Origin of the sequence: Undibacterium sp. Di27W (assembly GCF_049340345.1) — a bacterium.
In the GTDB taxonomy this organism is placed as follows: Bacteria; Pseudomonadota; Gammaproteobacteria; order Burkholderiales; family Burkholderiaceae_D; genus Undibacterium.
In genome coordinates this window covers 74453-98967 of record NZ_JBMPOS010000003.1, presented here as the reverse complement: position 1 = coordinate 98967, position 24515 = coordinate 74453, and the positions used below count along the sequence as shown (strand labels likewise).

Below are 24515 nucleotides of genomic sequence, written 5' to 3'. Positions count from 1 at the left end.
TTAACGTGCAAACACGCCTATGCGGGTTGTACGGTTCAGACCACGGCAATCTTCCAGTGCCAGGCCATCCGCTGCCGGATTGCCTTCATTACACAATGGTTTATCCGGGCCATTACCAACGATTTTGAAACGTGCTTTAGGGAATTCCCATTGCTCATTCAGATACTTCACCACCGCCGCAGCACGGGCTTGCGACAGACGCAGGTTGGAGTCACGTGCACCAACGCCATCACTATTGCCGCTGACTTCAAAATAAGCGCTGCCATTGTTTTCTATGAAAGGCACCATCTCGGTATCGACGACGCGCTGGGCTTTTTTGGTCAACTCAGCGCTGCCCGTAGCAAAACCGACTGTGACTGGCTTGGTGACGCTGGCTGCCTGTTGGGTAGCCACTTTTTGTGCAGTTTCAGTAAATTGATATTGTGGCTTGGCAGCAGCCGTTTCCACTGCCGTATTCCTGGCCAGCATGGCCTTGATGAAACGGTAGTCAAAGCTTTCTTGCGGATTGACGACCGGCGATTTTGGATTCGCCAATGCGCCTGCGGCACGGTAGATACCATCAAAACGGCGATATACGCGGTCATAGTGATTTGTACCGCCCACCAGACCCAGGATACGGGCATTGTCTTCCAGACCTGTCCATACCAGGTTGCTGAACAGGGATTTGATGAAAGGCTTGCCTTCCTGCTTGGCCAGCAGTTTAAAGAATTCTTCGGTATTGACCAGGGCATCGACGGCATTGTCAGGTTTTGCTCTTGCCTGTGTTACGCCTTCCATCCAGCCTTCTACAAATTTCTGGATAACCGGAATGTTTTCTTCTTTTGCCAGTACGCGGCTGTCACACACCATGATGTCAAAAATCAGGTTGGTGGCAGTCTTGGTCGAATACACGACATGGCCACCTTTGACATTACGCAGGGCCAATGACAGATCAGGGTCCCACAGAGCTGCCGCATCGACGTTGCCGGATTCCAGTGCAGCGCGTACACCCGCCGTGCCTTCGTCAGCATTGATGAAGACGAATTTGACGCTTTCTTTCTTGCGCGCCGTCATCGAAGAATTTTCTATCGCATCGATCAGCATGCCATGCGAAGGGGTAAACTGCAGTACGGCGACCGAGTGTCCTGCCAGGTCTTCTATCGTGCGTATGCCACCATCTTTGGCGATGACAGCATCGGCACCCTGGGTATTATCGACGACCATCACGGCACGCGCATCCAGACCGGCATTGCGCAGATTAGGTTGTTCCTGCGCCCATGAGTCAGAAGTACGCCATGCACATTGCGCCGCGCCCGATTCAAACACGGTTGCCAGCGCCGGGATGTCATCCTGGATGACGAATTGCATATTCACGCCCTTGGCTGCATACACAGAATTGGGCTGGGTAGTCAGGCTGTTGCCATTGGCAACCAGCGCAGGCGCATAACCATGGAAGCTGACTATGCTGACTTTCAAGGGGTTGCCGCCAGAACCGAGTGGCCCTGTGCCCGACACTACAGCAGGAGCAGGTTTGCCAGAAGGCTTCACACCATTGGCTTTGCTCGTTGCCGATGCACTGGCTGCCACTGTCGTACCGGATTTTGCGTCAGCCCGGTTGGCCCACCAGTCCTTGAGTGCCAGATTCCAGGCCGCAGAGCCCGCGGCTCCGAGGATAATCACTGCAATAAGTCCTTTAGCAAGAGGGCTAGCTGTAGCCATGGTCATTCCTTGATGATGTGTTGTTAGTCAGTGTGAGTTCGGTGTAAATTCGGTCTGGATTGTTCCGAACTCAGTGTGAAAATTGCGCAGGGATTTCGCGCAATCTTTCTACTTCGGTCTGCAAGCGCTTTACTTCACGCTCACAGTTTTCCTGGGCAGCTTTTTGCCCACCTTCCAGATTGGTGATCTGTTCTGCTGTTTTTTGTATTTCGCGCGCCAGCAGGCGCTCCATTTCCGCGATCTGCTTGCGGATTTCCGTGACGGCTCTTTCTTCCGCCTGTTTCAAATCAGCGACTTCGCTAATCACTTGCTGCTGGTTGGCCGTGAGCTGGGATTGCAGTGCTTTTTGATAGTCTTCCAGCGCGGCGATTTTTCTTTGTGCGTCGATGATGGAATCATCGATGGTCCAGTTATCGTCAGCGGCATCCATGGCGTGCACTGCGGCTTTGCGGGTGGTTTCGTCCATGGTGCGCAAGCCGTCCAGCAGTCTGAGCAGGCGTTCTGCCGGGAAAGAAGAATCTGGTATCTGGGCGCTTTTGAAGATTTCTTCAAAAGATTTGCCAGCGGCAGCATTGGTAACATCGGCAACCGCATAGCTTGTGGACGGCGGCAGAGAGGCGTTGAAATTGGTATTGCCTGGCAAGGGTGGCGGATTTAAGCTGCTCAATTCGGGGGCCGCTTCGCTGGCAGTTTCTGTAGCAATGAGTTCGTCAGCCGGTGTCACACCGTGCAGCTTCATTTTTTCTTCGTCAGATAGTTCGACCAGCTTGGCAGCAGCAAGAAACTTCAGGATACCTTTCACGCGACTTACCTCTTCAGAAAAGACTATGTGTGCGACAAGATACAACAGGCTGGCATAAATTGCCACTTTGATTGCATGCGTACGGTGCTTGAAAACCCGGTTTTTGTCTCTGGGAGAACACAGTATTGTCGGTCCATGGTGCGTGTCAACCCGCATGTGTGGGAGTATCGGGAAAAATCAATAGGCATTCAATAATATACTTTTCCTGCGCGCCCTTTCATTTCCTTATAGCAAGTATCTCAAACTATTTGCTTGCGCATGCGACATAATGGTGCAAACACGCCACCAGGTAAATCCAGACCAAAGCGCTCAAATACCGCAAACCCGCAGGCCAGATAGAGCGGCTCGCCTGGCATGGTGGCGGCCAGTTCCAATACCGTGAATCCTGCTGCCTGGGCCTGGGCGCTGCAATGTTCCAGTAAAAGTCGCCCCAGGCCACGGCGCGCTGCCTTTGGTTCTACAAAAAATGCCCGTATGCGTGCTGCATCTGTGGCTGGATCAAGCAAGTTATCCACGCCCTGCTTGGCCTGGTCACCACCAAACAGGGTTTTGCGCTTGCTCCAGCCACCGCAGGCCAGCATCTTGCCCTGCTCTTCAATCACAAAATAAGTCTGGTCATGGATGAGCTGGGTATCAACACCAAACACATGCGTGAGCAAAGCCTGCGCCTGCTCCGGCGTATAAAAGCTGGCACTGAGCTGTATCGCCGAGCGGGCGATCAGTGCTTGCATGGTGCCGATGTCGGCCTCCGTGGCGCAACGTATCGTCAGGTTTGTGTTCATCATAGTACCCTTCCGGCTTAAGTCCGCAAGATTTGTCAAATCCTCTCATGTTAAGGTGAGCACCTCGCTGACTAGTGCACCTTTATCATGGAAAAGCTGGATTTGAAGAAACAACTGAAATCAGTCTATCAGGCCTCAGCTACCAGCGTGACTGAGGTGAATGTCCCGGCATTTAATTTTCTCATGATAGACGGCCAGGGTGATCCGAATTCATCCAGCCATTATGCTGCAGCAGTAGAAGCGCTTTTCACAGTAGCTTACACCCTGAAATTCATGCTCAAAAAAAGCAGTGCAGCGATTGATTATGCAGTCATGCCTCTGGAAGGCCTGTGGTGGGCTGAGGACATGGCCGCTTTTACCGCAGACCGCAAAAACGAATGGTGCTGGACCATGATGATCATGCAGCCTGACTTTATCACGGCAGACATGTTGACAGAGGCCATTGCCGCAGCGGAAAAGAAAAAGTCATTAGCAGCTTTACAGCAATTGCGTTTTGAAAGTTTCAAAGAAGGCTTGTGTGCACAAATCCTGCACAAAGGCCCTTTTAGTGAAGAAGGACCTACCATAGACCGCCTGCATGAGTACATTGATAAGCACGGCAAACTGACAGGCAGGCACCATGAGATTTATCTGAGTGATATACGCAAGGCAGCACCAGCAAACTGGAAGACCATCATACGTCAACCCATGCAGAAGTAAAAAAACCCATCATTATTTTTTAGAACAGGATAAAAACCATGCAGACAAAATTCGTAAACATCAGCAATTTCCAGATCAGTGGCCTGCAAGTACGTACCCGCAATGCCGATGAAACTGATAATGCCACTGGCAAGATAGGTCCTCTATGGGTACAATTCTTTGCCAAAAATTTGCCTGAGACCTTGCCAGCAAAAACCGGTGATGGAAAAATCTATGGTGTGTATTCCAATTATGAGAGTGATGCGAGTGGCTTGTTTGATGTGACTGCCGGTGTCGCCGTCACGGCTGCCTCAGCAGAATTCGCCAATGTCACTATCGCTGCGGGTCGCTATATGGTGTTTAACTGTGAAGGTGAAATGCCTGCCGCCATCATCAAAGGCTGGGGCGAGGTCTGGTCTTATTTTGCCAATGCTGGCGAACATGAGCGTCGCTACCTGACTGATTTTGAAGAATATCAGGGACCTGCACAAGCTGCCATCTACATAGGTATAAAATAAGCGATAACTACATTTTTTTACAAGGCCAGCATGTCCGCATTGTCTAGCAATCCAGCCCTGCAAATCAGTTATGAACGACGCCTCTCGCGTGTCACCAATTACCTGCATACGCATCTTGATGAAGACCTGGATTTGAACAAGCTGGCCGACATCGCCTGCATGTCGCCCTATCACTGGCACCGCATCTATCGCGCTATTCACGGCGAAAGCGTGGTGGCGACGGTCAAGCGCCTGCGCCTGCAAAGAGCCGCGACCCTGCTGGCACGCAGTGATATGACGATAGATAAAATCGCAGAATTTTCTGGCTACCCCAACCTGCAATCTTTCACCCGCATTTTTGCTTCTGTGTATGGACAACCACCTGCGCGCTATCGCAAGGAAGGCAGTCACCAGCAAATCCCACTGCCAGATGAACTCAGCGCCGACCTGCATTTCCCGGTCAGCATCACCAGCATAGACCCGGTGCAATTACTGAGCATAGACAATACCGGCAGTTATATGAGTATCAGCAAGACTTTTGATATTCTGGTTGGCTGTGCCGCCTCGCGGCAATTATTCAGGGAAGATACTCGCTGGATAGGGATTTACTACGATGATGCCATGACGGTGGATGAAGACAAGCTGCGCTCAAAAGCCTGTATCAGTGCACCTCAGCCCCTGCCTGAGCAGGCCTTGCAAGCGCCCTTGTCCTTGACGGAGCTACGTGGTGGCAAATATGCGGTGCTGACTTACAAAGGCCCTTACTCGGACATGCAGCCAGTGTATCGCTGGTTCTTTGGTGTCTGGCTACCGGCATCAGGGCAAGAAATCGATGATGCGCCGCCGTTTGAAGAATATTTGAACAACCCGCGCGATACTGCACCTGCAGACTTATTAAGCAATATCTACATGCCCCTGCGCTAGTTTTTTTGTAACCTGACAGCCGTCAGTAAATATGCAATGAAGACGAAATGAAGATGAACTGATATCGCGGGCAAACAGAATCCTATGTTTGCCCTCTGCGATGACGTTGATGCCAGCCTAGCCTGGCATATCACCCTTGCGCGTCACCTTGCCAGAACCGTGTATGGATTTACTGAGTTTGGGGTCACCGTAATAACTGACGTCGCCAGAACCACCTATGCTGACATCCAGTTTTTCCTTGGCCCAGACTTGTGCTATGCCAGAGCCACCTATCTTGATTTTGACATTACTGGCTTCCAGTTTGCCAACCTGGATATCACCATAACCACCTATCTTGCCATTAAATTCGGCAGCAGTACCAGCAGCCATGAAGTTGCCGTTTCCGCCTATTGCCACGCTCAGGCTATCCGCCTGCAGGGCCTTGATTTGTATATCGCCCGAACCACCTATCTTGGTTTGCAATTCTTTTGCTGCCAACTTGTCTGTCCAGATTTTGCCAGAACCGCTGACAGCGATCTTGTCGAGATTTTTGCAATAGACAATGATGTTCAGGGTTTTGGTCTTGGGGTAAGTATTTTTTTCCGCATTGCGGATTTTTAGATGACCGCTCTCTACCACTGTCTCGACCAGGGCCAGCAAATTATCGTCAGTCTCTACTTGCACGCCTTCCTTGTCGCCCTGGCGCAGCTCCAGTTTGGCAGGCAACGCCAGGTCAACGCTGGAATATCCTGTGACATTGCGGTCTTGTTTCTGGATATTGCCAGAACCTTCGATACCTTTGCCCTTGCTCCAGCCCCAACCTCCACTCCAGTCGGCAGCGGCAGGCAGGCTTACCAGTGCCAGCAAGCTGGCCAGAACATAGCGGCGGGAATTCTGATTTTTCAACATAGTCTCCTGAAGTATTGTGTATCTTCAGACTATAGTGAATAAGACAAGTTCCCGCAAAGAGAATTTATCCTTAAGGCAATATCGTGCCCGTCATTTATTTGGTCTTGCCGTCAGTATTATTTGGTACGCCGGATTTCAGGGGTTTGACCTTCACCACAGTCCCCTTGCCTTTGCATGGTTTATCTGACCACGTAACGCGTCCATCAACTTCACATCGGAAGACGGGAGTTTGCGCCTGTGCCAGCAAGGGCAATAGCAAGGACACCGCCAAAGGCAACAAAAACAGGGATGATTTTTTCATGATATCAATTCAAAAATAGGCTCACACAGCATGATGCAAACCGCAGCTCTATGAGCGCTTGCACATGAATGGGAGCCTAGTCTGAGGCTTTAGGCTATCCCACGCAAGCATACCAAGGTCGGTAAGGCATTTTTTTCATTTGAAGGCTTGAACAAAACTGCAGTAAGCCCCCTGCACATCGTCTCTTTCCAATAAACCATCATGCCCACCGCCCGCGCTGACAAACAAGCGCTTATTGCCTTGCGGAATCGCAGCATAGACCTTTTGACCCAGCTCCAGCGGCGTTACCTTGTCTTTATCACCCATCACCAGCAGGCTATTGCCAGTATAGGCGGCCAGGGCACTAACATTGTCAATATTCTTTAAAGCCGGGCTTAATTCTATGCTGACAAAAGGACGGGCATACCAGGGTATATTGGCGCTGGCCCAGGCATAGGCATTATTTGCCGTCGATTCCATGACCAGGCCATCAGGCTGACGTTGTTGGGCGACATGGGCAGCCATGAAGCTACCCAGCGATTGTCCGTGGACAATGAGCTTGCCCTGGCTATGCTGACGCACGTAATCGTAAATCTGCAAGGCATCGCTGCGCATGGTGTCGACACTGGGTTCACCCGAGCTGCGGCCATAGCCACGGTAATCAAATATAAACAAATTGAGCTTGCACTGTCCCAGTGCTGCGGCAATCTGTCCAGCGTGACGGTCAAGATGAAACATATTCCCACCAAAGTACAATACTGTCACACCTGCCCCGGCTTGCAGCATGCTGACGCCACGCAAAGTCTGGCCATCTGCCGTGGTGATGCTGTGTTCTTGCAAGCTGGTATTGCTGGCAACACGCTGCAAGGCTGCCTGGTCAAAATGCTCTTGCTGCTTATAACCAGACTTGCTATCTGGATGTATAAAATTTCTTTCACCGATCTGCATAGTCATACAGGCACTCAGGCTGAGCACGAGGCAAGCAGGCAAGACCAGGGACCATACTGGTTTCAATACAACTTTTAATATTTTGTGCATCATCTCTCTCCTGGCAGGTAATTCACGCAAACTTCTATTACAATCAAACTATAACAGAAATAAATTATCGTAAAACAATAATTTATAATTATAGGACAATCATTAATGAAAATAAAAAATCAATCCCGCCTGGTCCGCGGCCTGCTTTTAATCTGTGCATCGGTCCAGGTCTTGTACTTTGTGCTGGCCTGGACTGGCCTGACACCTCATCTGGGTACATGGCATATGCAAGTCAGTGTCCGAGGTATGGGCTGGGAAGAATCGCAGCAATTGTCTGCTGCGCAATGGAGTGCAGGCATAGCCCTGGGCTTGCCAGCATTGCTATGCATTTTGTTTGGATTGATGAAGCTGAACCGCTTACTGCAAGCCTTGCAATTGCCTGATGCACAAAAAAACATGTTCTCACTCGGCAATATTGCCTGCCTGCATAGTTTTGCCGGTGCACTGGCGCTATCCACCCTGTTTGGCATTGTGGAAGTGCCACTGCGTCATCTGGTATTCACGCTATTGCCGGATGTCTATGCGCATCGCTTGTCAGTCTCGGTGAATGCGGAAGAACTGATGCTCTTGCTGGTCTGCCTGGTGTTTTATCTGGTGACCGGCATGCTGCATGAAGGACGCAGGCTGGCTGAAGAAAATGAGGGTTTTATCTGATGTCCATCCTGATCAATCTCGATGTTATGCTCGCCAGGCGCAAGGTCAAATCCAAGGAGCTGGCACAGTTTGTTGGCATCACGGAACAAAATCTTTCTTTGCTGAAGTCCGGCAAGGTCAAGGGCATACGTTTTTCCACCCTTGAAAAAATCTGCGAGCGCCTGGACTGTCAGCCCGGCGATATCATGGAATGGGTGAACGATGGCAAAAGCAGCGATGATGCGGGGGATGACTGAGTAGCTCAAAAAGCTTTATGATGCGCTGCACGATCAAAGCTTGCCATCTGCGTGGAACGTTTATGTCTACCCGCAGTCATATGTTTTTTCCTTAGGAGAGTTTGCATGAAACAATTTCTGCTCGCCGTGAGCCTGCTCACTGGTATAGGTGCCAGCCAGGTCGCCATGGCGGATGATGCCTTGAAAGCTGCTATTGCAGGACAACAACGCACGCCTGCCAATGCAGTTCGTGACAGTGCCCGCCACCCTTATGAAACCCTGAGTTTTTTTGGCATCAAGCCGAATATGACGGTGGTTGAACTGTCACCTGGTGGTGGCTGGTATACCGAAATCCTGGCGCCGTATCTGCGCGACAATGGCAAAATGGTAGCGGCCCTGGGTGACCCGGCAACCAGTAAGGGCGCAGCCAGCTTCAAGCAAAAACTGGATGCCACGCCAGCTGTCTATGGCAAGGTACAGATGGGTGTCTTTGCACCACCCGCCAAGCTTGATTATGTCGCCAAGGGCAGTGCAGACATGGTGTTGACGTTCAGAAATATCCATAACTGGATAGGCAATGGCGAACCTGCCATGAAAGCCCTGTTCCAAAGCGCCTATGACAGCCTGAAACCAGGGGGAGTATTTGGCGTGGTTGAGCATCGCCTGCCAACCAGCAAAACCCAGGATGACAAAGCCAGCACAGGCTATGTGCATGAAAGCTATGTCATCAAACTGGCAGAAAGCGTGGGCTTCAAACTGGCCGCTAAATCCGAGGTCAATGCCAACCCCAAAGACATGAGCGATCATGAAAACGGGGTCTGGGCCCTGCCACCTACTTATGCCAACAAGGATAAGGATAAAGCCAAATACGAAGCCATAGGTGAAAGCGACAGGATGACGCTGAAGTTCGTCAAACCATAAAAGACGCGTTTCTGGCAAGTCGGGCAGTAACAGCTTATGATGGCTGTTACTGCCTTTTTAATTTGGAGCGGCCATGTTGAAAAAATGCCTGCTGCTGTTATTGTCTGGCGCTTGCCTGACCGCAGTTGCTGCAGATAAATATCTGGTCGACCAAGAGCATACATTCAGCAGCTTTGAATACAGGCACTGGGGACTGTCATTGCAACGCGGCCGTTTTGACAAGAATAGCGGCAGCATAGAACTCGATATGGAAAACAAGACTGGCAGTCTGCAAATTAACATCGATGCCGACTCCATCAATACCGGTTCTGACAAGTTCAACCAGATCTTGCGTTCGGAGAGTTTTTTCCATGCCGAGAAGTATCCAAAAATCTCTTTCCTGTCAGACAAAATGATCTTCAATGAAGACAAGCTGGTACAGGTGGAAGGCGATCTGACCATCAAGGATGTGACACGCAAAGTGATCGTCGACATCACGCAATTTGAATGCCGTTTCATGATCCTCTACCTCAAGCGCGCCTGCGGTGCCAATGGCAATACCAGGATACTGCGCAGCGACTATGGCGTAGGCCGCTATGTACCTTTTGTCAGTGATGAAGTGACTTTGTCTTTCAGTGTAGAAGCAATCAGGGAATAAGCTCAGGTATAGCGAATCAGGATAGCACCCGCCACCGCCAGAAAAATTGCCGCAAGACGTCTGACAGAAATTTTTTCGTGCAAGACCCAGGCTGCAATCGCCGTAGCGAACAGGATGGAGGTTTCACGCAAGGCAGCTATCGCCGCCACTGGTGCCAGTGTCATGGCCCATAAAGCCAGGCCATACGAAGCGACAGAAGCTGTACCGCCAGCGATGCCCAGCAGATATTTGCCCTTGGTGTAAGTCAAGAAAGCCTGCCTGTCCCTGAACATCAGCACGCTCAACAGCACCAGCGCCGTCAGCAAGAATATCCACATGGTATAGGCAGCCGGGGCAGCTGATTTGCGCACACCTATGCCATCTACTACGGTATAAGCGGCAATGAAGCAGGCATTCAGCAAGGCAAAGCCACGGCTGGAGCGACTTGTTAAAACCTGCTTTTCGCCCTCTGTTTTTGCATGCCCGAACAGGCTCAAACCAAGTATGCCTGTCACCAGCAATCCCAGCCCCAGCCAGCGCAAAGCGGGCACAGTTTCACCGATGACAGCACCACTGACCAGCGCCACCAGTAAAGGGGCCGTGCCCCGCATGATGGGATAAGCCTCGCTCATGTCACCATGCCGGTAAGCAGCTGCCAGCAAATAAAAATACCCGACTTGCAAAGCCACTGAAGCCAGCATGAATACCCAACTGCCCACATCGGGCTGGCGCACAAAAGGCAGGGCGATTGCGCAAACCAGGCCAGCACCAGAAGTCACCAAAACAGTATTGAAATATTTGTTGCTACCTACCTTGATGGCCGCATTCCAGGCGGCATGCAGAAAGGCAGCAAACAAGACAGTGGCCACGACTAGCGTTGACATAGGTACTCAGTCACAACAAGGTACAGGCTTGGATTGCAAGACATTTACTGATTCCATATTGGCGAAGGATAGTCGGTAATACAGGCAGCACTGCATTTCAAATCGATCACCCACCATGGCAAGAATGAAACGGCGCTGGCAAAGTATATAGCCGCAGTCGGCTTGCATCAAAGAAGCCGGTGCAGATAATGAATATCCCTATACCCTAGACAAATTTAAATTATAAAATAGCTGCTACTCACTTGTTCACACCTGAGTGTGACAAGCAGATGTTTCACTTCCCATCGATAAAAAATGTCGCCAAGCTTACGTCCTGCACTCGCCACAGATTATGCCGTCATCGCCACCTGGATACCGAATGCCACAGCCTGTGCCCGCTGGGCTGGCCCGCAATTAGTCTATCCTTTTGCCAGCGCCGACTTGCCTGCCCTGCTGGCTAAACCGCATGCACAAGCCCTGGTCATGGTGGATGCCAATCAGGAAGTCGTGGCATTTGCCCAGTTCTGGCGGCGCGACGAGCAACGCGTGCATCTGGGTCGTATCATCGTCTCGCCAGCGGCACGTGGCCTGGGCTATGGCAAGCTGCTATGCGAGCAATTGATGCAGCATGCTATTGCCGGGACCGGCTTGTCTGTCGTCAGCCTGCGTGTCTATAGGGATAATCCCGCAGCACTGCATTTGTATCGCCAGCTGGGTTTTGTAGAAGTAGAAAGTGATTCCAATGCAGAAGTCGCGGCGATGGAATACTGCCACGACTGAGCCAGCTCATCATGCTGCGGGCCGCTTGTTCGTTAGCAGCACACCTGCTACCACAAAGACAGCACCCAGCAATTGACTGCTCTCGAGTTGCTGTCCCAGGGCGACGCCGACCAGGCTGGCAAATACCGGCACCAGGTTCATGTAGACACCGGCTTTGGCTGGCCCCATCTCTTGCACACTGCGGTTCCACCACAGATAGGGCAGTACAGTGCCAAACAGACCCAGGAATAACATGGCCAGCAGGGTAGACATAGGCGGCATGACAAAGATATCCGGGGCTTCGGCAAAGGCCAGCAGCATCAGCATGACGGCGGCCATGCTGACAGTCATGCTGCTCAGGATGGCGCTAGGTACCTGGCTGGCATAACGCCTGGGCAATACGCAATACACAGACCAGCACAGGCTGGCCAAGGTCACCAGCATATCCCCCTGAGAGATATGCAGATTCAGCAGAGCTTGCAGGGAGCCATGGGCCACCACGATCAGCACGCCCAGCAAACCCAATCCCAAGCCCAGGGCTTGCAAGCCGCGTATTTTTTCCCGGTTCAGCAAGGCATTCAGCAAAACGATCAGTGCCGGATTGAACGCCATGATCAGCGCTGCATTCACCGAACTGGTAGAGCGCAGGCCATAAAACATGAACAGGCTGAAACCCAGCACACCAAACATCGCCAGTATCAACAAAATACCCAGATGGGCACGGATAGCCAGCCAATGCGTGCGCAAGGCTGGCAGGGTCAGGCCCGTCAGTACCAGACCGGCTATGGCATTGCGCCAGCTGACGACCGCCAGGGGAGAAAACTGCTGCATGGCGAATTTGCCGACATGGAATACTGTTGCCCATAAAAATGTTGCGCCAAACAGGCGGGCAGTCATCATATTCATGGTTTACTTTCTGGCAGAGTTGATTGCGTTACTATAGTCATCCAATTTTGAAAAATATATAGCAAAAAATGGCAAACCATTTTCCAGAAATAGAAAGCCGGGATTTTGACTGGAATGACCTTAAATATGCCCTGGCCGTCGCCAGGCATGGCGGACTGAGTCAGGCTGCCAAGGTATTGGGCAGCAGTGCCTCTACCGTTGCCAGGCATATACAGCAATTGGAAGCGGCACTGGGCCACACGCTATTCTTGCGCCAGCAAAGCGGTTATCTGCTGACTGATGAAGGCAAGGAAGTATTGGATCTCATCGTCAATGTCGAAGATGCCTTGCTGGCCCTGGAGCGGCGCGATGCCAGCTCAGGCTCTTGCCGCCAGGTCAGTGGCTATGTGCGCCTGGCTTGCGCCGAGATGATGGCCGTGCACTTGATCACCCCCAACCTGCCCAGGCTGTATGCACTGCATCCTAAGCTGCAAGTGGAGCTGGCGGTAGATATCAAGCTGGTTGATCTTAACCGGCGTGAAGCAGATGTCGCTTTACGCCTGACCAATCCTGGTGAAAAACCGGGCGAGCAAGACTATATCGCCCACGCCATAGGCAAGGTGTATTTCTCTGCCTATCGCAGCAGGCATCATGAGGATAACAGTCAGTATGTGAGCTGGGGCAAGGACTGGGAGCATTTACCCATGGCGCAATGGTTGAAGCACTATTTTAAAACCCAGCACCCCAGGCTGCTCAGCAACAACGCCAATGTGCAATTGCAGGCTGCCAGGGCTGGTGTCGGTCTGGCTGTGCTGCCGCGCTTTATCGGTGATGCAGATCCTGACTTGATCGAAGTCAGCATCAGCAAGTCAGAATTGTCGCGCAATCTCTGGCTGGTCTATCACCGGGATTTGAAAGCCAGTACCAGGGTGCTGGCGATCAGGGATTTTTTGAGCAACTGCATACAAGATCATTTGGGGAAATGATCTTGTTGCCACTGGCGGAAAACTGAATTTTATCCAGCGTAAGTGAAGGCATCCACGCTGGTAGTATAGCTGGAACTGGTGACGGTGCTGACATACACATACTCACCCTTGGCCGTTGTGGGCGTCACGGTGATCAGCATATAACCGCGACGGGATGTGTCTATGTAGTTGATGTCATCCACCAGTGCCTTGATGGTGCCTGCCAGGGTTGCAGGTGGCACCAGGGCAGGCGGGAAGATGCTTTCAAAACCCGAAGAAGTCACCGACATGCCCGCAAATTCTGCCCCGACTTGCGTGCCATCCGGCAGCGTCAGTTTATTGAACCAGGCATTGTGGCTGTCACCTGACAAGACCAGGAACTTCTTGCCTGCCGTTTTCAATTTCGCAGCCGAATTGAAAACAGTATCGCGGGCATTTGGATAACCTTCCCAGTTATCGAAGGTATAGGAAATTTTTGGATTCTTGAGTGGATCAAGCAAATCTTTTTGTGTCTGCGTTTGTACTGCTGCTGGCGTAGCCTTGGCAGTCAGGTAAGCAGTTACGGAATCTGCACTCAGATTGGCTTTCAGCACGGATGCTGGCAATTGCACACGCCCCATGACCGTCTGGTTGCCCAATACCTGCCAGGTCGCCTTGGAGGAACTCATTTGCGTATCCAGCCAGGCTTGCTGGGTCACACCCAGTAATTGCTTGTTCTTGTTGAAGGCATACGGCAAGAATGCCGGATCAGCCACGTCGCGACCTTGCGCATCGAGCATGCGGTCAGGCGCTTGTTCACGACCTATCATGCGAGTATCGAGCATGTGCAGTGACAACAGATTGCCGAAATCAAAAGACCGATAAATCTTCAGCAAATTGCTGGTATCTGGTGAACGTATCGGCATCCACTCATGATAAACCTGGCTGGCCGCTGCCTTGCGCGCTGCCCATGGGCCTTGCGTTGCGGGATTATGATTTTCTGCCGCATCCATCCAGGCATTATTGGCAAATTCATGATCATCCCAAATGGTGATCATGGGCATGCGGGCATGCAGGGCTTTCAGGTAAGGGTCAGCCTTGTGCAGGGCATGGCGGGCGCGGTAATCAGCCACCGTGACGATCTCATTGGCAGGCGCAGAAACGCGGCCAGCGACTTGCGATGCAGCAGGCGGATAAACACCGTCCTTGTATTCATAAATATAATCACCCAGGTGCAGGGCGAATTGTGCACCGGAAGAGATTGCGCTGTCATAGGCATTGAAATAGCCGGCAGGATAATCACTGCATGAGAACACCGCCAGCTTGACCTGATCTACATTGCCGACAGGCAGGGTGCGAGTACGACCGACAGGAGAAATACTATTATTCGGTGCTATAAAGCGATAGTAATATTCAGTGTTGGCAGTCAGGCCTGTAGCATCGACCTTGGCAGTAAAACCCGTAGCCGCGCTGGTCGTCACTTTGCCTGTGAACAGCACGCTGGCAAAACTCGCATCCGCCGCCATTTGCCAGGTCAGGTCGACACTGGCATCGGTCGATATCTTGGCATGGGTCCACAAAATAATGCGATCAGATAAAGGATCACCGCTGGCGACACCATAATTGAAAGCTGCCATCTCACCATTCAAGACTGGGGCTGGGACTGTGGGTGAGACTGTGGATGAACCACCGCAAGCAGTCAGCACACCACCTGATGCCATGACGGCAGCAACGGAGGACATCTTGATGAAAAAGCCGCGACGGCCAATATTGGCCGACTGCACTTGTTTGTCTTGTTGGTCTTTTTTCTGATCGTTTTGCATCTGGCTACTCCACTGGAAATCACAGATAGTAGGGCCGCCTTGTGTCAGGAATGTGACGCCAATGGCAATTCCGACAGGAAACTCTAGAGGCTTAACTCTAGTGCCGCAACACAGCAAGCCGCACACTCATCAAAAACTGGGCATAATGAGTTTTTGCGATTTACTAATTCCCCCACACCGCGAGGCTGCCATGATAGAACTCCACCACTTAAAAGAATCACGCTCACGCCGTATCACCTGGTTGCTTGAAGAGCTGGGCCTGGATTACACCGTCATTTCTTATGACCGTGATCCTCAGACCCGCCTGGCCCCTCCCGAGCTGCAAAAGATACACCCGCTGGGCAAGGCCCCTGTGCTGCGTGATAAAGACCAGACGCTGATCGAATCCGGTGCCATCATCGATTACCTGATACGCACTTATGGCAATGGTCGTCTGGCCCCTGCCGTGGGCACTTCCGACTACAACCGCTATGTACAATTCCTGCACTACGCAGAGGGCTCTGCCATGTTGCCACTGCTGCTGAAGTTGTATGTAGGGCGTCTGGGTGAAGCTGGTGCACCTTTGCACCCGCGTATCAACGGCGAGGTGGCAAACCATTTTGGTTACCTGAATAGCGAACTCGAGGGCCGTGATTATTTCGTCGGTGACAGCCTGACGGGGGCAGACATACAATTGTCGTTTGCCGTACAGTCCGCCGTGCGTGGTGCTGGCCGCGAGGCATTCCCCAACCTGACCCGCTTTGTTGACATGGTGGCGGCACGTCCTGCCTATCAACAAGCCGTCGCAAAATATAGTGAATAGACCAGGGAAATTACCTGCTTGAGATTGACAGCCAGACTTGCATAGCCTATCTTCGCAAGGCGGCGTACCCTGCAAGCTGGCGTTCAAACGCAAGTCCATAACGCCTCTGCGGGGTTACCCCGCGGGATAAATTGACCTGGTATTTCATCGCGTGAGCCGCCCTGCACTTCATGCAGATTGGCTCACACTTGACGAGACTGGTTGCAGGCTCTGCGCCGCCCCGCTGCCCCCCAATAATACCTCGATACCTGACAGCCTCATATTCATGGACACACCCAAGCAGGTCGCCTTAGCTATCGCCGATGCCTTACTGGCAGGTGAATGTAGTCATATCGCCCTGATGAAAAACATGAGTTGGGTATTGGGCCGGAAATGGCCGTGGATACCAGCGCTATGTCAAAAAATTGAACAACATGCTGGCCCGCATTTTTATCATTACAGCCGCCATGAAATGGCTGCATTGATACTGGATGACCATGGCTACGACAATGCCTGGCGTGACGGGGAAAAACCGCAAATCAAACAGTATTGTCTGCAGCCAGCGATCGCCCCTGAAAAACCGGCATGGCTGCAAACACAGGGCTTGCCTGAGTTCAGCAACTCCGCTGATCTGGCCAGACACCTGAACCTGACCATCAATGAACTGGCCTGGTTTGCCGATCAATGGCGGCAGGATGCGCAGGCAGCGCCCCAACTCGGACACTACCATTACCGCTGGCTGGAAAAAGCGACGGGCGGCTGGCGTTTGCTGGAAATACCCAAGTCACGTCTGCGCAATATTCAAAGAAAAATTTTGCAACAGATATTGAACCGGGTTCCGCCACATGCAGCGGCGCAGGCTTTCCAACGGGGTCGCTCCAGCCTCAGCCATGCGGCACAGCATACGGGCAAGCGCGTTGTAGTCAGGCTGGACTTAAAAGATTTTTTTTGCAGCATCCCTGGTTCACGCCTGCATGCACTATTTAGCAAACTGGCTTATCCGGAAAAAGTAGCCGGTACACTGGCAAGACTATGCAGCAATCGCACGCCTGGCGCTATCTTCAGGAATAAAACTGACAAGCCGCAGGCTTCTATCAGCGCCGCACATCTCTTACGTAGCCCGCATCTGCCACAAGGTGCGCCAACCTCCCCTGCCCTCGCCAATCTATGTGCTTACCGTCTCGATATGCGCCTGCAAGCTTTGGCGGACAGCATGCAAGCCAGTTATAGCCGTTATGCAGATGACCTGACGTTTTCTGGAAATGAGCAATTCGAGCAAAGCCTGCAAAGATTTATCCCGCAGGTGGCGGCCATCGTGCTGGAAGAAGGTTTTGTATTGAATTATAAGAAGACCCGCATCATGCGCGCTGCAACCAGACAGCAAGTCACAGGTATCGTCGTCAACAGCCATTGCAATATCAAGCGCGCTGAGTACGATACTTTGAAAGCGATACTGACTAACTGCCTGCGCCACAATCCCGCTTCACAAAACCGCGCAGGACATGCAGATTTTCGCGCCCATCTGGCAGGCAAGCTTGCCTATATGCGCATGATCAACCCGGTACGCACGGCAAAACTGCAAGCTCTGTTTGAGCAGATCAACTGGACAGATACGCCAGTGATGACTTGACTCTGGCTTAGCGACGGATCGCCGCCCACGCCAGCATCGCCCAACCCGCCAAAAAGGCCACGCCACCTATCGGCGTAATCGCCCCCAATATGCGCACGCCAGTAAGTGCCAATGCATACAGGCTGCCACTGAAAATAATGACCCCGGCCAGCATCGCCCAGGCTGCCTTGCGCAACAAGGCGCTATCCTGTTGCTGCAACATGATGCCCAGCACCAGCATGCCCAGGCCATGCACCATCTGGTAAGTCACTGCCGTTTGCCAGACCACCAGCATGTCGGCACTCAGCATTTGCTTCAAGCCATGTGCACCAAAGGCACCGGCAGTAACGCCTATGAACATAAGGATGGCGGCGGTAGCGATGAAAGAACGTGCTTGCATGATGGATTCCAAGTGGCAGAGAAACGCTATTTTAAAGCCTTGTGGCTTTATTGCTTAAGCAGATAGTCAGGCATAAAAAAAACCGCCATGCAAAACATGGCGGTTTCAGTAGGAGCAATCGATCTGATTACGCAGCTTTTTGCGCAGACTGTGCCGTATTGAATTCAGCAATCAGTGTCGCTTCCTTGGCCTTGGCGGCCTTGAAATGCCTTTCCTTGACATGACCATAACCGCGTATGTCTTCAGGAATGCTGGCAATGGCGACTGCCTTGGACAAATTATCGGCGTTCAGCAAAGGCAGCAGCTTGTTCAGTGTCTGCTTGTACTCTACCGGCAAGGCACGCTCCATCCTGCGTTCTTCGGTATAACCGAAGATATCAAAAGTGCCGCCACGCAGAGATTTGAACTTGGCCAGTACGCCAAATGCCTTCATCATCCATGGGCCAAACTGTTGCTTGATCAAATGGCCTTTGTCATCACGCTTGGCCAGCAATGGCGGTGCGAGGTGGAAGTTGATGGCGTAGTCACCTTCAAACATGTCGGCAATTTTCTTTTGGAATTTGCCGTCAGTGTACAGGCGTGCGACTTCATATTCGTCTTTGTAGGCCATCAGTTTGAACAGGTATTTGGCTACCGCTTCTGTCAGGCGCAAAGGCTTGTTGCCATCGACCAGTTTGCTTTCTGCGGCTTTGACTTGCGCCACAAAGTCGCTGTACTGGCTGGCATAAGCCGCATCCTGGTAATCCGTCAGGAAAGTCACGCGCTTGTTGATGGTGTCATCCAGTGTCGGTGCACGTTTCAGTTCTATGACTTGTGCCGGTGTCACCAGGCGTTGTACTGCTGCCAGGTCATGCGCAGCCAGGCGACCCCAGTTGAATGCCTGCTTGTTGAAGTCTATCGATACGCCATTGAGTTCAATCGCACGCATCAGGGCGACTTCTTCCAGCGGCACCCAGCCTTTTTGCCAGGAATAGCCGAGGATGAACATATTCGTCGCAATATTGTCACCCATCAAGGCCGTGGCTATCGAGGCAGCATCGATCAGGTCGACACGGTCAGCGCCGCAGGCTTTGCGGATATCACCTTCGGCTGATTCAGCCGGGAATTGCCAGTTAGGATTCTTGATGAAGGTAGAAGTTGGCGAACCATTGGCATTGATAGCGGCATGGGTACGGCCTTCACCCATACGTGACAATGCATCCTTGCCTGCCGTCACGATCAGATCACAGCCTATGACCAGATCGGCCATGCCTGTGCCTACGCGTGTCGATTGTATGTCGTCGGCCTTGTCAGCCAGGCGTACGTGTGACATCACCGCGCCACCCTTTTGCGCCAGACCTGTCATGTCCAGTACAGAACAGGCTTTGCCTTGCAAATGCGCCGCCATCGCCATGATCTGACCGATGGTGATAACGCCAGTACCACCGACACCGGTAACCAGTACACCGAAAGGTGTCTTGGTATCAGGCAGGGCTGGATAAGGCAGTGCATTTACATCGAGTGCATTGCCTGGTTCAATTTTTGTTTTTGCCGGCTTCTTGAGTTTGCCGCCTTCGACGGTGACAAAGCTGGGGCAGAAACCGGTGACGCAGGAAAAATCCTTATTACAGGAAGACTGGTTAATCTGGCGCTTGCGACCGAATTCGGTTTCCAGCGGCTCGACTGACAGGCAGTTGGATTGCACTGAGCAATCGCCACAACCTTCACAGACTGCTTCATTGATGACCGCACGTTTGGCAGGGTCAGGGAAGCCAGGTTTGCCATCCTTGTCTATCTTTTTCCTGCGGCGACGTTTTTCAGACGCGCAGGTCTGGTCGTAAATCATTGCAGAGACTCCCTTGGCAACGCGCAGTTCACGTTGCACGGCATCGAGTTCACTACGGTGGCGCACTGTCACACCGGCAGCCCAGGGATAGCCTGCACCATATTTTTCTGGCTCGTCAGTAACGACGATGATAGGGCTGACACCTTCAGCGGCAATCTGGCGCGAAATCATGCCAGGGTCCAGCGGGCCATCGAATTCCTGGCCACCCGTCATGGCGACGGCATCATTGAACAGGATTTTATAAGTGATATTGACTTCACCGGATACCGCGGCACGGATAGCCAGCAAACCCGAGTGATAGTAAGTACCATCACCGAGATTACAGAACACATGGTTCTCGGTAGTGAATGGTGCCTGGCCTACCCAGGTCACGCCTTCTGCGCCCATGTGGGTGAAGGTGGAGGTTTCGCGGTCCATCCAGGTCACCATGTAATGGCAACCGATACCGGCCAGGGCACGGCTGCCCTCAGGTACTTTGGTAGAGGTATTATGCGGGCAACCGGAACAGAAATGCGGTACGCGGTCTTTATTAGGATCAGGCTTGGAAATCACATTCAGCATGGCTTCCTTGGCTTCCAGATAGGCCACACGTTCTTTCACGCGCTGCTCTACCGGGTGACCAGCGAAGTAACGGCTGATGCGGGAAGCGATCGCGCGGGCGATCTGTGCCGGGCTCAGCTCATAAGTCGCAGGCAGCAGCCATTCGCCATGGCCGGAGCCATGCAGATTACTCCACTCACCACTGTCATCAAACTTGCCAACTACGCGTGGGCGAACTTTGTCTTCCCAGTTGTACAGTTCTTCTTTTAAAGCATATTCAAGGATCTGGCGTTTTTCTTCAACCACCAGGATTTCTTCCAGTCCGGTAGCGAATTCGCGCACGCCTTCAGATTCCAGCGGCCAGGTCAGGCCTATCTTGTACAGACGTATGCCTATGTCTTTGGCGACTTGTTCATCTATGCCCAGGTCGGCCAGTGCCTGACGGGTATCGAGGTAGGATTTACCGGCGGTGATGATACCGATCTTGGCAACCGGGCTGTCCCAGATGATTTTATTAAGTTTGTTGGCACGCGCATAGGCCAGCGCCGCATACCATTTGTAGTTATTCATGCGGATTTCTTGCGCCAGCACCGGGTCTGGTGTGCGGATGTTCACGCCATCGGCAGGCAAGACAAAATCTTCAGGAATCACTGGTTTGACTCGATCTGGGTCGATATCAACGACAGCACCGGATTCCACGATGTCCGTTACGCATTTCATCGATACCCACAGGCCGGTATAGCGCGACATGGCGATGCCATGCAGGCCATAGTCGAGATACTCTTGCACGGTAGATGGATACAACACCGGGATACCACAGGCCTTGAGGATATGTTCACTCTGATGCGCTGCAGTAGAAGACTTGGCGGCATGGTCATCACCGGCTACGACCAGTACACCACCATGTTTTGAGGTACCCGCCAGATTGGCATGCTTGAACACGTCACCGCAACGATCTACGCCCGGGCCCTTGCCATACCACATGGCAAACACACCATCATATTTAGCACCAGGAAACATATTCACCTGTTGCGTACCCCAGACTGTCGTGGCCGCCAGGTCTTCATTCACGCCAGGGTGAAATTTCACATGGTGCTTGGCCAGGTGTTTTTTCGCCTTGGCAGCAGTCAGATCGACATTACCCAGAGGTGAGCCGCGATAGCCGCTGATATAGCCGCCAGTATTCAAGCCCGCTTTTTCATCGGCCTGGCGCTGCAACATCATCAGACGTATCAGGGCCTGGGTGCCGGTCATGAAGGCGCGGCCGCGCTCCAGCGTGAATTTATCGTCCAGGGAAATATTGTTGTCGATCAGCGCCTGCTGCTCAACTTTGAGGGGTGCGTTCATGGGGTCTCCGTGCTTTTTTATCGTGTGGCAATGGTGTGCGCAACAAAACAGAATCACCTTGTGAGTGAATCATATACTTTTTAAGCTAGCTTGAATTGTGAAAGGCGAACTACTTCAATCTAGTATTTATGGATCGCACATTAACATGCTGTATTGCCCCCCCCAATGGACAGTGCCTCACAAAAAGACCAGTACAGTATGACTGACACTTAACTAAAGTGTACTGGTCGCACTTACTTTACGCTTACTTTATGCTCACTTTACGAATAGAAAATTTGTTTTTTATACATGCAATTTCTATCGTATCAATAACAATAATCTGGGAGAATAGCTTATATCCAAGAGCAGGCTCCGTATAGGTGATGATGCATTAAAGCGAGGATTTGTATGTCCGGGAATAAAGCCAGTCTGACCGATAAAATCATGCACCCCTGTACAGTGCTGATGAGCAAACTGAGTTTGCGCAGCAAATTACTGGGTATCTTTATTCTTTTGCTACTGCCTCTGTTGTTTTTTGCCAGCCTGGCCCTCAGGCATATCCATGTAGAAGCCAGCAAAGCGCATACGGGTGTACTGGGGATGGAAGCCAATGGCCTGCTCATGAAAGTCGTCATACAGACACAAAAACACCGTGGCCAGGTAAATCTCAAACTATCAGGCCAAAATCTGGATGAAGACTTGCTTAAAACCCGGTCTGAGTTAAAAACCGGCCTCGACCAGCTTGATCTGTTCCTCAGTAACAACAGCTCGCTGGCTTTGCAAGCGCCATGGAAAGCCAGCGCCGATGAACTCAGGCAACTCGCAGCAGGCCAGATCGCTGCCAATGTGAAAGACAATGTCACCCAGCATAGCCGTTTGATCAGGCAAAGCTTGCAGTTTTCTGCCTTGCTCAATGAAAAAACGGGCTTGCTGACGAATAGCGACAGCGCGAATTTTATTTTGCTGGATGTCTCCATGCGCAAGCTGCCAGTCTGGATAGAGCATCTGGCCTTGTTACGCGGCCTGGGGGCCAGCTATATCCAGACCGGGACTATGGAATTCCCGGAAAAAGCAGGCATAGTCTCGCGGCTGGATGCCTTGCAGGCAGCCATGCATGGTGTCACCGATATGGATGAGGCAATGCAACGCGCCGGTTTGTACCTGCCTGCAGCAGAACAGGCCGCTTTCGAAGCATCGCAGGCATTTACTGCGCTGGCCAGGAAAAACCTGCTGGCAGACAGCATCAACGGCGAGGCCAATGCCTATTTTGCGCAAGGCACACTCGCTATAGAAAAAGCCCTGGCACTGCAAACCCAGATGCAGGGCAAGCTGAGCAGGATGCTGGCGGACAATAGCAGGCAGATGGATCTGTATCAAAACCTGCTGGGCCTGGGCATAGTGCTGATCATCATTCTCAGTTGCTATCTGGGGCTGGGCTTTTACCGCGATTTCATCTCGGCGCTGAACCAGGTCAGGCGGGCTGCCCATGCAGTTGCTGCTGGTGACCTGACCAATCATATACGTATCATAGGCAAGGACGAGCTGGCAAAAACCGGTAATTTGCTGGAAGCCATGAATGGTAATTTGTCACGCCTGGTCGCCAATGTACGCAGCAATGCCAGCATGGTGGCGCAACTGGGCGAAGGTCTGGCCAGCAATATCAGTGACCTGACTGTCAGGACTGAGCAACAGGCATCGAGCCTGGAACAGACATCAGCCAGCGTCGACGACCTGGCTGATACGGTGAAAAAGAATGCCGAGAGCGCCAGAGCAGTCGACAACCTGGCAGCAAACCTGCGCCTGATTACTGAATCCACAGGCGACGACATGCGTGCCGCCGTCGAATCCATGAATGGCATACACCAGAGCGCCCGCAAGGTGCAGGAAATCGTCAGCCTCATCGATGGCATTTCTTTCCAGACCGATATCCTGGCCCTGAATGCAGCAGTCGAGGCTTCACGTGCTGGCGAACATGGGCGTGGATTTGCCGTGGTGGCCAGTGAAGTGCGCAGCCTGGCACAACGCAGTGCCGACTCTGCCCGTCAGATCAGACGTCTGATTGATGATTCTGTGCATAGAGTCGATCAGGGCGTCAACCAGATCGGCAATGTCAACCTGACCCTGACTGATATCGTCGGCGGCATCCGTGACCTGGCGAATAATATCAATGCCATCTCGGTCGCCTCCAGCGAACAAAGCAATGGTTTGTCGCAAATCTCAGAAGCCTTGCGCCATCTGGATGAAATTACCCAAAGCAATGCGCAGATGGCGGAACAGGCAAAACACGCCTCCATTAGCCTGGAAGACAAGGCTCGCGCCCTGACCAGAGCCACATCGGCCTTCAAATTATTGCAGGGTACGGCGGATGAAGCCTATGTGCTGGTCAAGAAAGCTGTTGCCGCATACCAGTCCAGGGGCAGGCCTGCCCTGCAAATCATTACTGCCAATGCCGACAAACTGTTTGCCGACCGCGACATGTATGTATTTGCCTTTGACCGCAATGGCCAATACCTGGCTTTTGCAGGTAATGCCGCCAAACTCAAGGTCAATCTCTTCCATGTCGATGGCCTGGATGGCCGCAAACTGGTCAGGGAAGCTTTTGAATTGCCAGCAAGCGGCGGCTGGGTCAATTACACGATAGTCAATCCAGTCTCGAAAAAGACCGAAGCAAAAACTTCTTATATAGAAGCAGTCGATAACAATCTGGTATTGGGTTGCGGGGTCTATCAGCTTGAGTGAGATGAAAACGCCAGAAGCACATGGGCTG

The 24515-nt window shown here is 52.1% G+C and carries 23 protein-coding genes; 12 read left to right on the top strand and 11 right to left on the bottom strand.

The features are described from left to right. The 3 genes from ACO0LF_RS08095 to ACO0LF_RS08085 form a co-directional block, all read right to left on the bottom strand. Complete coding sequence (locus ACO0LF_RS08095) at positions 1 to 1698, bottom strand: phosphate ABC transporter substrate-binding/OmpA family protein (protein ID WP_423013613.1); 1698 nt, start codon at positions 1696 to 1698, stop codon at positions 1 to 3. A 70-nt stretch (positions 1699 to 1768) separates the two neighbouring features. Then, complete coding sequence (locus ACO0LF_RS08090; RefSeq protein ID WP_423013612.1) at positions 1769 to 2500, bottom strand: hypothetical protein; 732 nt, start codon at positions 2498 to 2500, stop codon at positions 1769 to 1771. Positions 2501 to 2739: 239 nt separating this feature from the next. After that, on the bottom strand, positions 2740 to 3285 hold the full coding sequence (locus ACO0LF_RS08085; RefSeq protein ID WP_423013611.1) for a GNAT family N-acetyltransferase: 546 nt from the start codon (positions 3283 to 3285) through the stop codon (positions 2740 to 2742). 84 nt (positions 3286 to 3369) lie between these two features. Here ACO0LF_RS08085 and ACO0LF_RS08080 point away from each other — a divergent pair, with 84 nt between their 5' ends. The 3 genes from ACO0LF_RS08080 to ACO0LF_RS08070 are packed head-to-tail and all read left to right on the top strand — an operon-like array spanning position 3370 to position 5381. Next, complete coding sequence (locus ACO0LF_RS08080) at positions 3370 to 3981, top strand: GyrI-like domain-containing protein (RefSeq protein ID WP_423013610.1); 612 nt, start codon at positions 3370 to 3372, stop codon at positions 3979 to 3981. Positions 3982 to 4019: 38 nt separating this feature from the next. Beyond that, on the top strand, positions 4020 to 4478 hold the full coding sequence (locus ACO0LF_RS08075; RefSeq protein WP_423013609.1) for a GyrI-like domain-containing protein: 459 nt from the start codon (positions 4020 to 4022) through the stop codon (positions 4476 to 4478). A 30-nt stretch (positions 4479 to 4508) separates the two neighbouring features. Next, positions 4509 to 5381: an AraC family transcriptional regulator gene (locus ACO0LF_RS08070; RefSeq protein ID WP_423013608.1), complete on the top strand. Its 873-nt coding sequence runs from the start codon at positions 4509 to 4511 to the stop codon at positions 5379 to 5381. A gap of 117 nt (positions 5382 to 5498) precedes the next feature. Here ACO0LF_RS08070 and ACO0LF_RS08065 read toward each other — a convergent pair whose 3' ends face one another. The 3 genes from ACO0LF_RS08065 to ACO0LF_RS08055 all read right to left on the bottom strand — a co-directional run bounded on the left by ACO0LF_RS08065 (position 5499) and on the right by ACO0LF_RS08055 (position 7590). Continuing rightward, the gene (locus ACO0LF_RS08065) at positions 5499 to 6269 is read right to left on the bottom strand and encodes a head GIN domain-containing protein (RefSeq protein WP_423013607.1); all 771 of its coding nucleotides are present in this window, start codon (positions 6267 to 6269) and stop codon (positions 5499 to 5501) included. Positions 6270 to 6363: 94 nt separating this feature from the next. Beyond that, positions 6364 to 6570 (bottom strand): hypothetical protein, encoded by a 207-nt coding sequence (locus tag ACO0LF_RS08060; RefSeq protein ID WP_423013606.1) that lies wholly within the window; start codon positions 6568 to 6570, stop codon positions 6364 to 6366. 135 nt (positions 6571 to 6705) lie between these two features. Continuing rightward, complete coding sequence (locus ACO0LF_RS08055; protein WP_423013605.1) at positions 6706 to 7590, bottom strand: alpha/beta hydrolase; 885 nt, start codon at positions 7588 to 7590, stop codon at positions 6706 to 6708. 102 nt (positions 7591 to 7692) lie between these two features. On the opposite strand from ACO0LF_RS08055, the gene ACO0LF_RS08050 reads away from it, so the two are divergent. The 4 genes from ACO0LF_RS08050 (at position 7693) to ACO0LF_RS08035 (ending at position 10014) form a co-directional block, all read left to right on the top strand. Beyond that, complete coding sequence (locus ACO0LF_RS08050; protein WP_423013604.1) at positions 7693 to 8241, top strand: DUF2975 domain-containing protein; 549 nt, start codon at positions 7693 to 7695, stop codon at positions 8239 to 8241. Beyond that, a complete protein-coding gene (locus tag ACO0LF_RS08045) occupies positions 8241 to 8477 on the top strand; it encodes a helix-turn-helix domain-containing protein (protein WP_423013603.1) in 237 nt (78 codons plus the stop codon). The genes ACO0LF_RS08050 and ACO0LF_RS08045 overlap by 1 nt, the downstream gene beginning before the upstream one ends. Positions 8478 to 8582: 105 nt before the next feature. Further along, positions 8583 to 9377 (top strand): class I SAM-dependent methyltransferase, encoded by a 795-nt coding sequence (locus ACO0LF_RS08040; RefSeq protein WP_423013602.1) that lies wholly within the window; start codon positions 8583 to 8585, stop codon positions 9375 to 9377. A 73-nt stretch (positions 9378 to 9450) separates the two neighbouring features. Further along, complete coding sequence (locus ACO0LF_RS08035; protein ID WP_423013601.1) at positions 9451 to 10014, top strand: YceI family protein; 564 nt, start codon at positions 9451 to 9453, stop codon at positions 10012 to 10014. Between the two features lie 2 nt (positions 10015 to 10016). Here ACO0LF_RS08035 and ACO0LF_RS08030 read toward each other — a convergent pair whose 3' ends face one another. Then, on the bottom strand, positions 10017 to 10877 hold the full coding sequence (locus ACO0LF_RS08030) for an EamA family transporter (protein ID WP_423013600.1): 861 nt from the start codon (positions 10875 to 10877) through the stop codon (positions 10017 to 10019). Between the two features lie 294 nt (positions 10878 to 11171). Here ACO0LF_RS08030 and ACO0LF_RS08025 point away from each other — a divergent pair, with 294 nt between their 5' ends. Next, on the top strand, positions 11172 to 11636 hold the full coding sequence (locus ACO0LF_RS08025; protein ID WP_423013599.1) for a GNAT family N-acetyltransferase: 465 nt from the start codon (positions 11172 to 11174) through the stop codon (positions 11634 to 11636). 9 nt (positions 11637 to 11645) lie between these two features. On the opposite strand, the gene ACO0LF_RS08020 is transcribed toward ACO0LF_RS08025, so the two are convergent. Beyond that, positions 11646 to 12521 (bottom strand): DMT family transporter, encoded by an 876-nt coding sequence (locus ACO0LF_RS08020; RefSeq protein ID WP_423013598.1) that lies wholly within the window; start codon positions 12519 to 12521, stop codon positions 11646 to 11648. 68 nt (positions 12522 to 12589) lie between these two features. Here ACO0LF_RS08020 and ACO0LF_RS08015 point away from each other — a divergent pair, with 68 nt between their 5' ends. Beyond that, the gene (locus ACO0LF_RS08015) at positions 12590 to 13486 is read left to right on the top strand and encodes a LysR family transcriptional regulator (protein ID WP_423013597.1); all 897 of its coding nucleotides are present in this window, start codon (positions 12590 to 12592) and stop codon (positions 13484 to 13486) included. Between the two features lie 29 nt (positions 13487 to 13515). Here the strand turns inward: ACO0LF_RS08015 and ACO0LF_RS08010 are convergent, their stop codons facing one another. Then, the gene (locus tag ACO0LF_RS08010) at positions 13516 to 15267 is read right to left on the bottom strand and encodes an alkaline phosphatase D family protein (protein ID WP_423013596.1); all 1752 of its coding nucleotides are present in this window, start codon (positions 15265 to 15267) and stop codon (positions 13516 to 13518) included. A 190-nt stretch (positions 15268 to 15457) separates the two neighbouring features. Between ACO0LF_RS08010 and ACO0LF_RS08005 the strand changes: the two genes are divergently transcribed. Beyond that, the gene (locus tag ACO0LF_RS08005) at positions 15458 to 16069 is read left to right on the top strand and encodes a glutathione S-transferase family protein (protein ID WP_423013595.1); all 612 of its coding nucleotides are present in this window, start codon (positions 15458 to 15460) and stop codon (positions 16067 to 16069) included. A gap of 265 nt (positions 16070 to 16334) precedes the next feature. Beyond that, complete coding sequence (locus ACO0LF_RS08000) at positions 16335 to 17678, top strand: reverse transcriptase family protein (protein WP_423013594.1); 1344 nt, start codon at positions 16335 to 16337, stop codon at positions 17676 to 17678. Between the two features lie 7 nt (positions 17679 to 17685). On the opposite strand, the gene ACO0LF_RS07995 is transcribed toward ACO0LF_RS08000, so the two are convergent. Beyond that, entirely contained in the window at positions 17686 to 18057 is a 372-nt protein-coding gene (locus tag ACO0LF_RS07995; RefSeq protein WP_423013593.1) for a DUF423 domain-containing protein, read from the bottom strand. 127 nt (positions 18058 to 18184) lie between these two features. Next, positions 18185 to 21769: an indolepyruvate ferredoxin oxidoreductase family protein gene (locus tag ACO0LF_RS07990; RefSeq protein ID WP_423013592.1), complete on the bottom strand. Its 3585-nt coding sequence runs from the start codon at positions 21767 to 21769 to the stop codon at positions 18185 to 18187. A gap of 387 nt (positions 21770 to 22156) precedes the next feature. Between ACO0LF_RS07990 and ACO0LF_RS07985 the strand changes: the two genes are divergently transcribed. Next, positions 22157 to 24487: a methyl-accepting chemotaxis protein gene (locus ACO0LF_RS07985; RefSeq protein ID WP_423013591.1), complete on the top strand. Its 2331-nt coding sequence runs from the start codon at positions 22157 to 22159 to the stop codon at positions 24485 to 24487. Positions 24488 to 24515 lie beyond the last annotated feature (28 nt).

What these genes read in the sequence shown, in the direction of transcription:
- ACO0LF_RS08095 (WP_423013613.1), bottom strand. Translation starts at nt 1,698, where the DNA reads ATGGCTACAGCTAGCCCTCTTGCTAAAGGACTTATTGCAGTGATTATC.
- ACO0LF_RS08085 (WP_423013611.1), bottom strand. Translation starts at nt 3,285, where the DNA reads ATGATGAACACAAACCTGACGATACGTTGCGCCACGGAGGCCGACATC.
- ACO0LF_RS08080 (WP_423013610.1), top strand. Translation starts at nt 3,370, where the DNA reads ATGGAAAAGCTGGATTTGAAGAAACAACTGAAATCAGTCTATCAGGCC.
- ACO0LF_RS08075 (WP_423013609.1), top strand. Translation starts at nt 4,020, where the DNA reads ATGCAGACAAAATTCGTAAACATCAGCAATTTCCAGATCAGTGGCCTG.
- ACO0LF_RS08070 (WP_423013608.1), top strand. Translation starts at nt 4,509, where the DNA reads ATGTCCGCATTGTCTAGCAATCCAGCCCTGCAAATCAGTTATGAACGA.
- ACO0LF_RS08065 (WP_423013607.1), bottom strand. Translation starts at nt 6,269, where the DNA reads ATGTTGAAAAATCAGAATTCCCGCCGCTATGTTCTGGCCAGCTTGCTG.
- ACO0LF_RS08060 (WP_423013606.1), bottom strand. Translation starts at nt 6,570, where the DNA reads ATGAAAAAATCATCCCTGTTTTTGTTGCCTTTGGCGGTGTCCTTGCTA.
- ACO0LF_RS08055 (WP_423013605.1), bottom strand. Translation starts at nt 7,590, where the DNA reads ATGATGCACAAAATATTAAAAGTTGTATTGAAACCAGTATGGTCCCTG.
- ACO0LF_RS08050 (WP_423013604.1), top strand. Translation starts at nt 7,693, where the DNA reads ATGAAAATAAAAAATCAATCCCGCCTGGTCCGCGGCCTGCTTTTAATC.
- ACO0LF_RS08045 (WP_423013603.1), top strand. Translation starts at nt 8,241, where the DNA reads ATGTCCATCCTGATCAATCTCGATGTTATGCTCGCCAGGCGCAAGGTC.
- ACO0LF_RS08040 (WP_423013602.1), top strand. Translation starts at nt 8,583, where the DNA reads ATGAAACAATTTCTGCTCGCCGTGAGCCTGCTCACTGGTATAGGTGCC.
- ACO0LF_RS08035 (WP_423013601.1), top strand. Translation starts at nt 9,451, where the DNA reads ATGTTGAAAAAATGCCTGCTGCTGTTATTGTCTGGCGCTTGCCTGACC.
- ACO0LF_RS08030 (WP_423013600.1), bottom strand. Translation starts at nt 10,877, where the DNA reads ATGTCAACGCTAGTCGTGGCCACTGTCTTGTTTGCTGCCTTTCTGCAT.
- ACO0LF_RS08025 (WP_423013599.1), top strand. Translation starts at nt 11,172, where the DNA reads ATGTCGCCAAGCTTACGTCCTGCACTCGCCACAGATTATGCCGTCATC.
- ACO0LF_RS08020 (WP_423013598.1), bottom strand. Translation starts at nt 12,521, where the DNA reads ATGAATATGATGACTGCCCGCCTGTTTGGCGCAACATTTTTATGGGCA.
- ACO0LF_RS08015 (WP_423013597.1), top strand. Translation starts at nt 12,590, where the DNA reads ATGGCAAACCATTTTCCAGAAATAGAAAGCCGGGATTTTGACTGGAAT.
- ACO0LF_RS08010 (WP_423013596.1), bottom strand. Translation starts at nt 15,267, where the DNA reads ATGCAAAACGATCAGAAAAAAGACCAACAAGACAAACAAGTGCAGTCG.
- ACO0LF_RS08005 (WP_423013595.1), top strand. Translation starts at nt 15,458, where the DNA reads ATGATAGAACTCCACCACTTAAAAGAATCACGCTCACGCCGTATCACC.
- ACO0LF_RS08000 (WP_423013594.1), top strand. Translation starts at nt 16,335, where the DNA reads ATGGACACACCCAAGCAGGTCGCCTTAGCTATCGCCGATGCCTTACTG.
- ACO0LF_RS07995 (WP_423013593.1), bottom strand. Translation starts at nt 18,057, where the DNA reads ATGCAAGCACGTTCTTTCATCGCTACCGCCGCCATCCTTATGTTCATA.
- ACO0LF_RS07990 (WP_423013592.1), bottom strand. Translation starts at nt 21,769, where the DNA reads ATGAACGCACCCCTCAAAGTTGAGCAGCAGGCGCTGATCGACAACAAT.
- ACO0LF_RS07985 (WP_423013591.1), top strand. Translation starts at nt 22,157, where the DNA reads ATGTCCGGGAATAAAGCCAGTCTGACCGATAAAATCATGCACCCCTGT.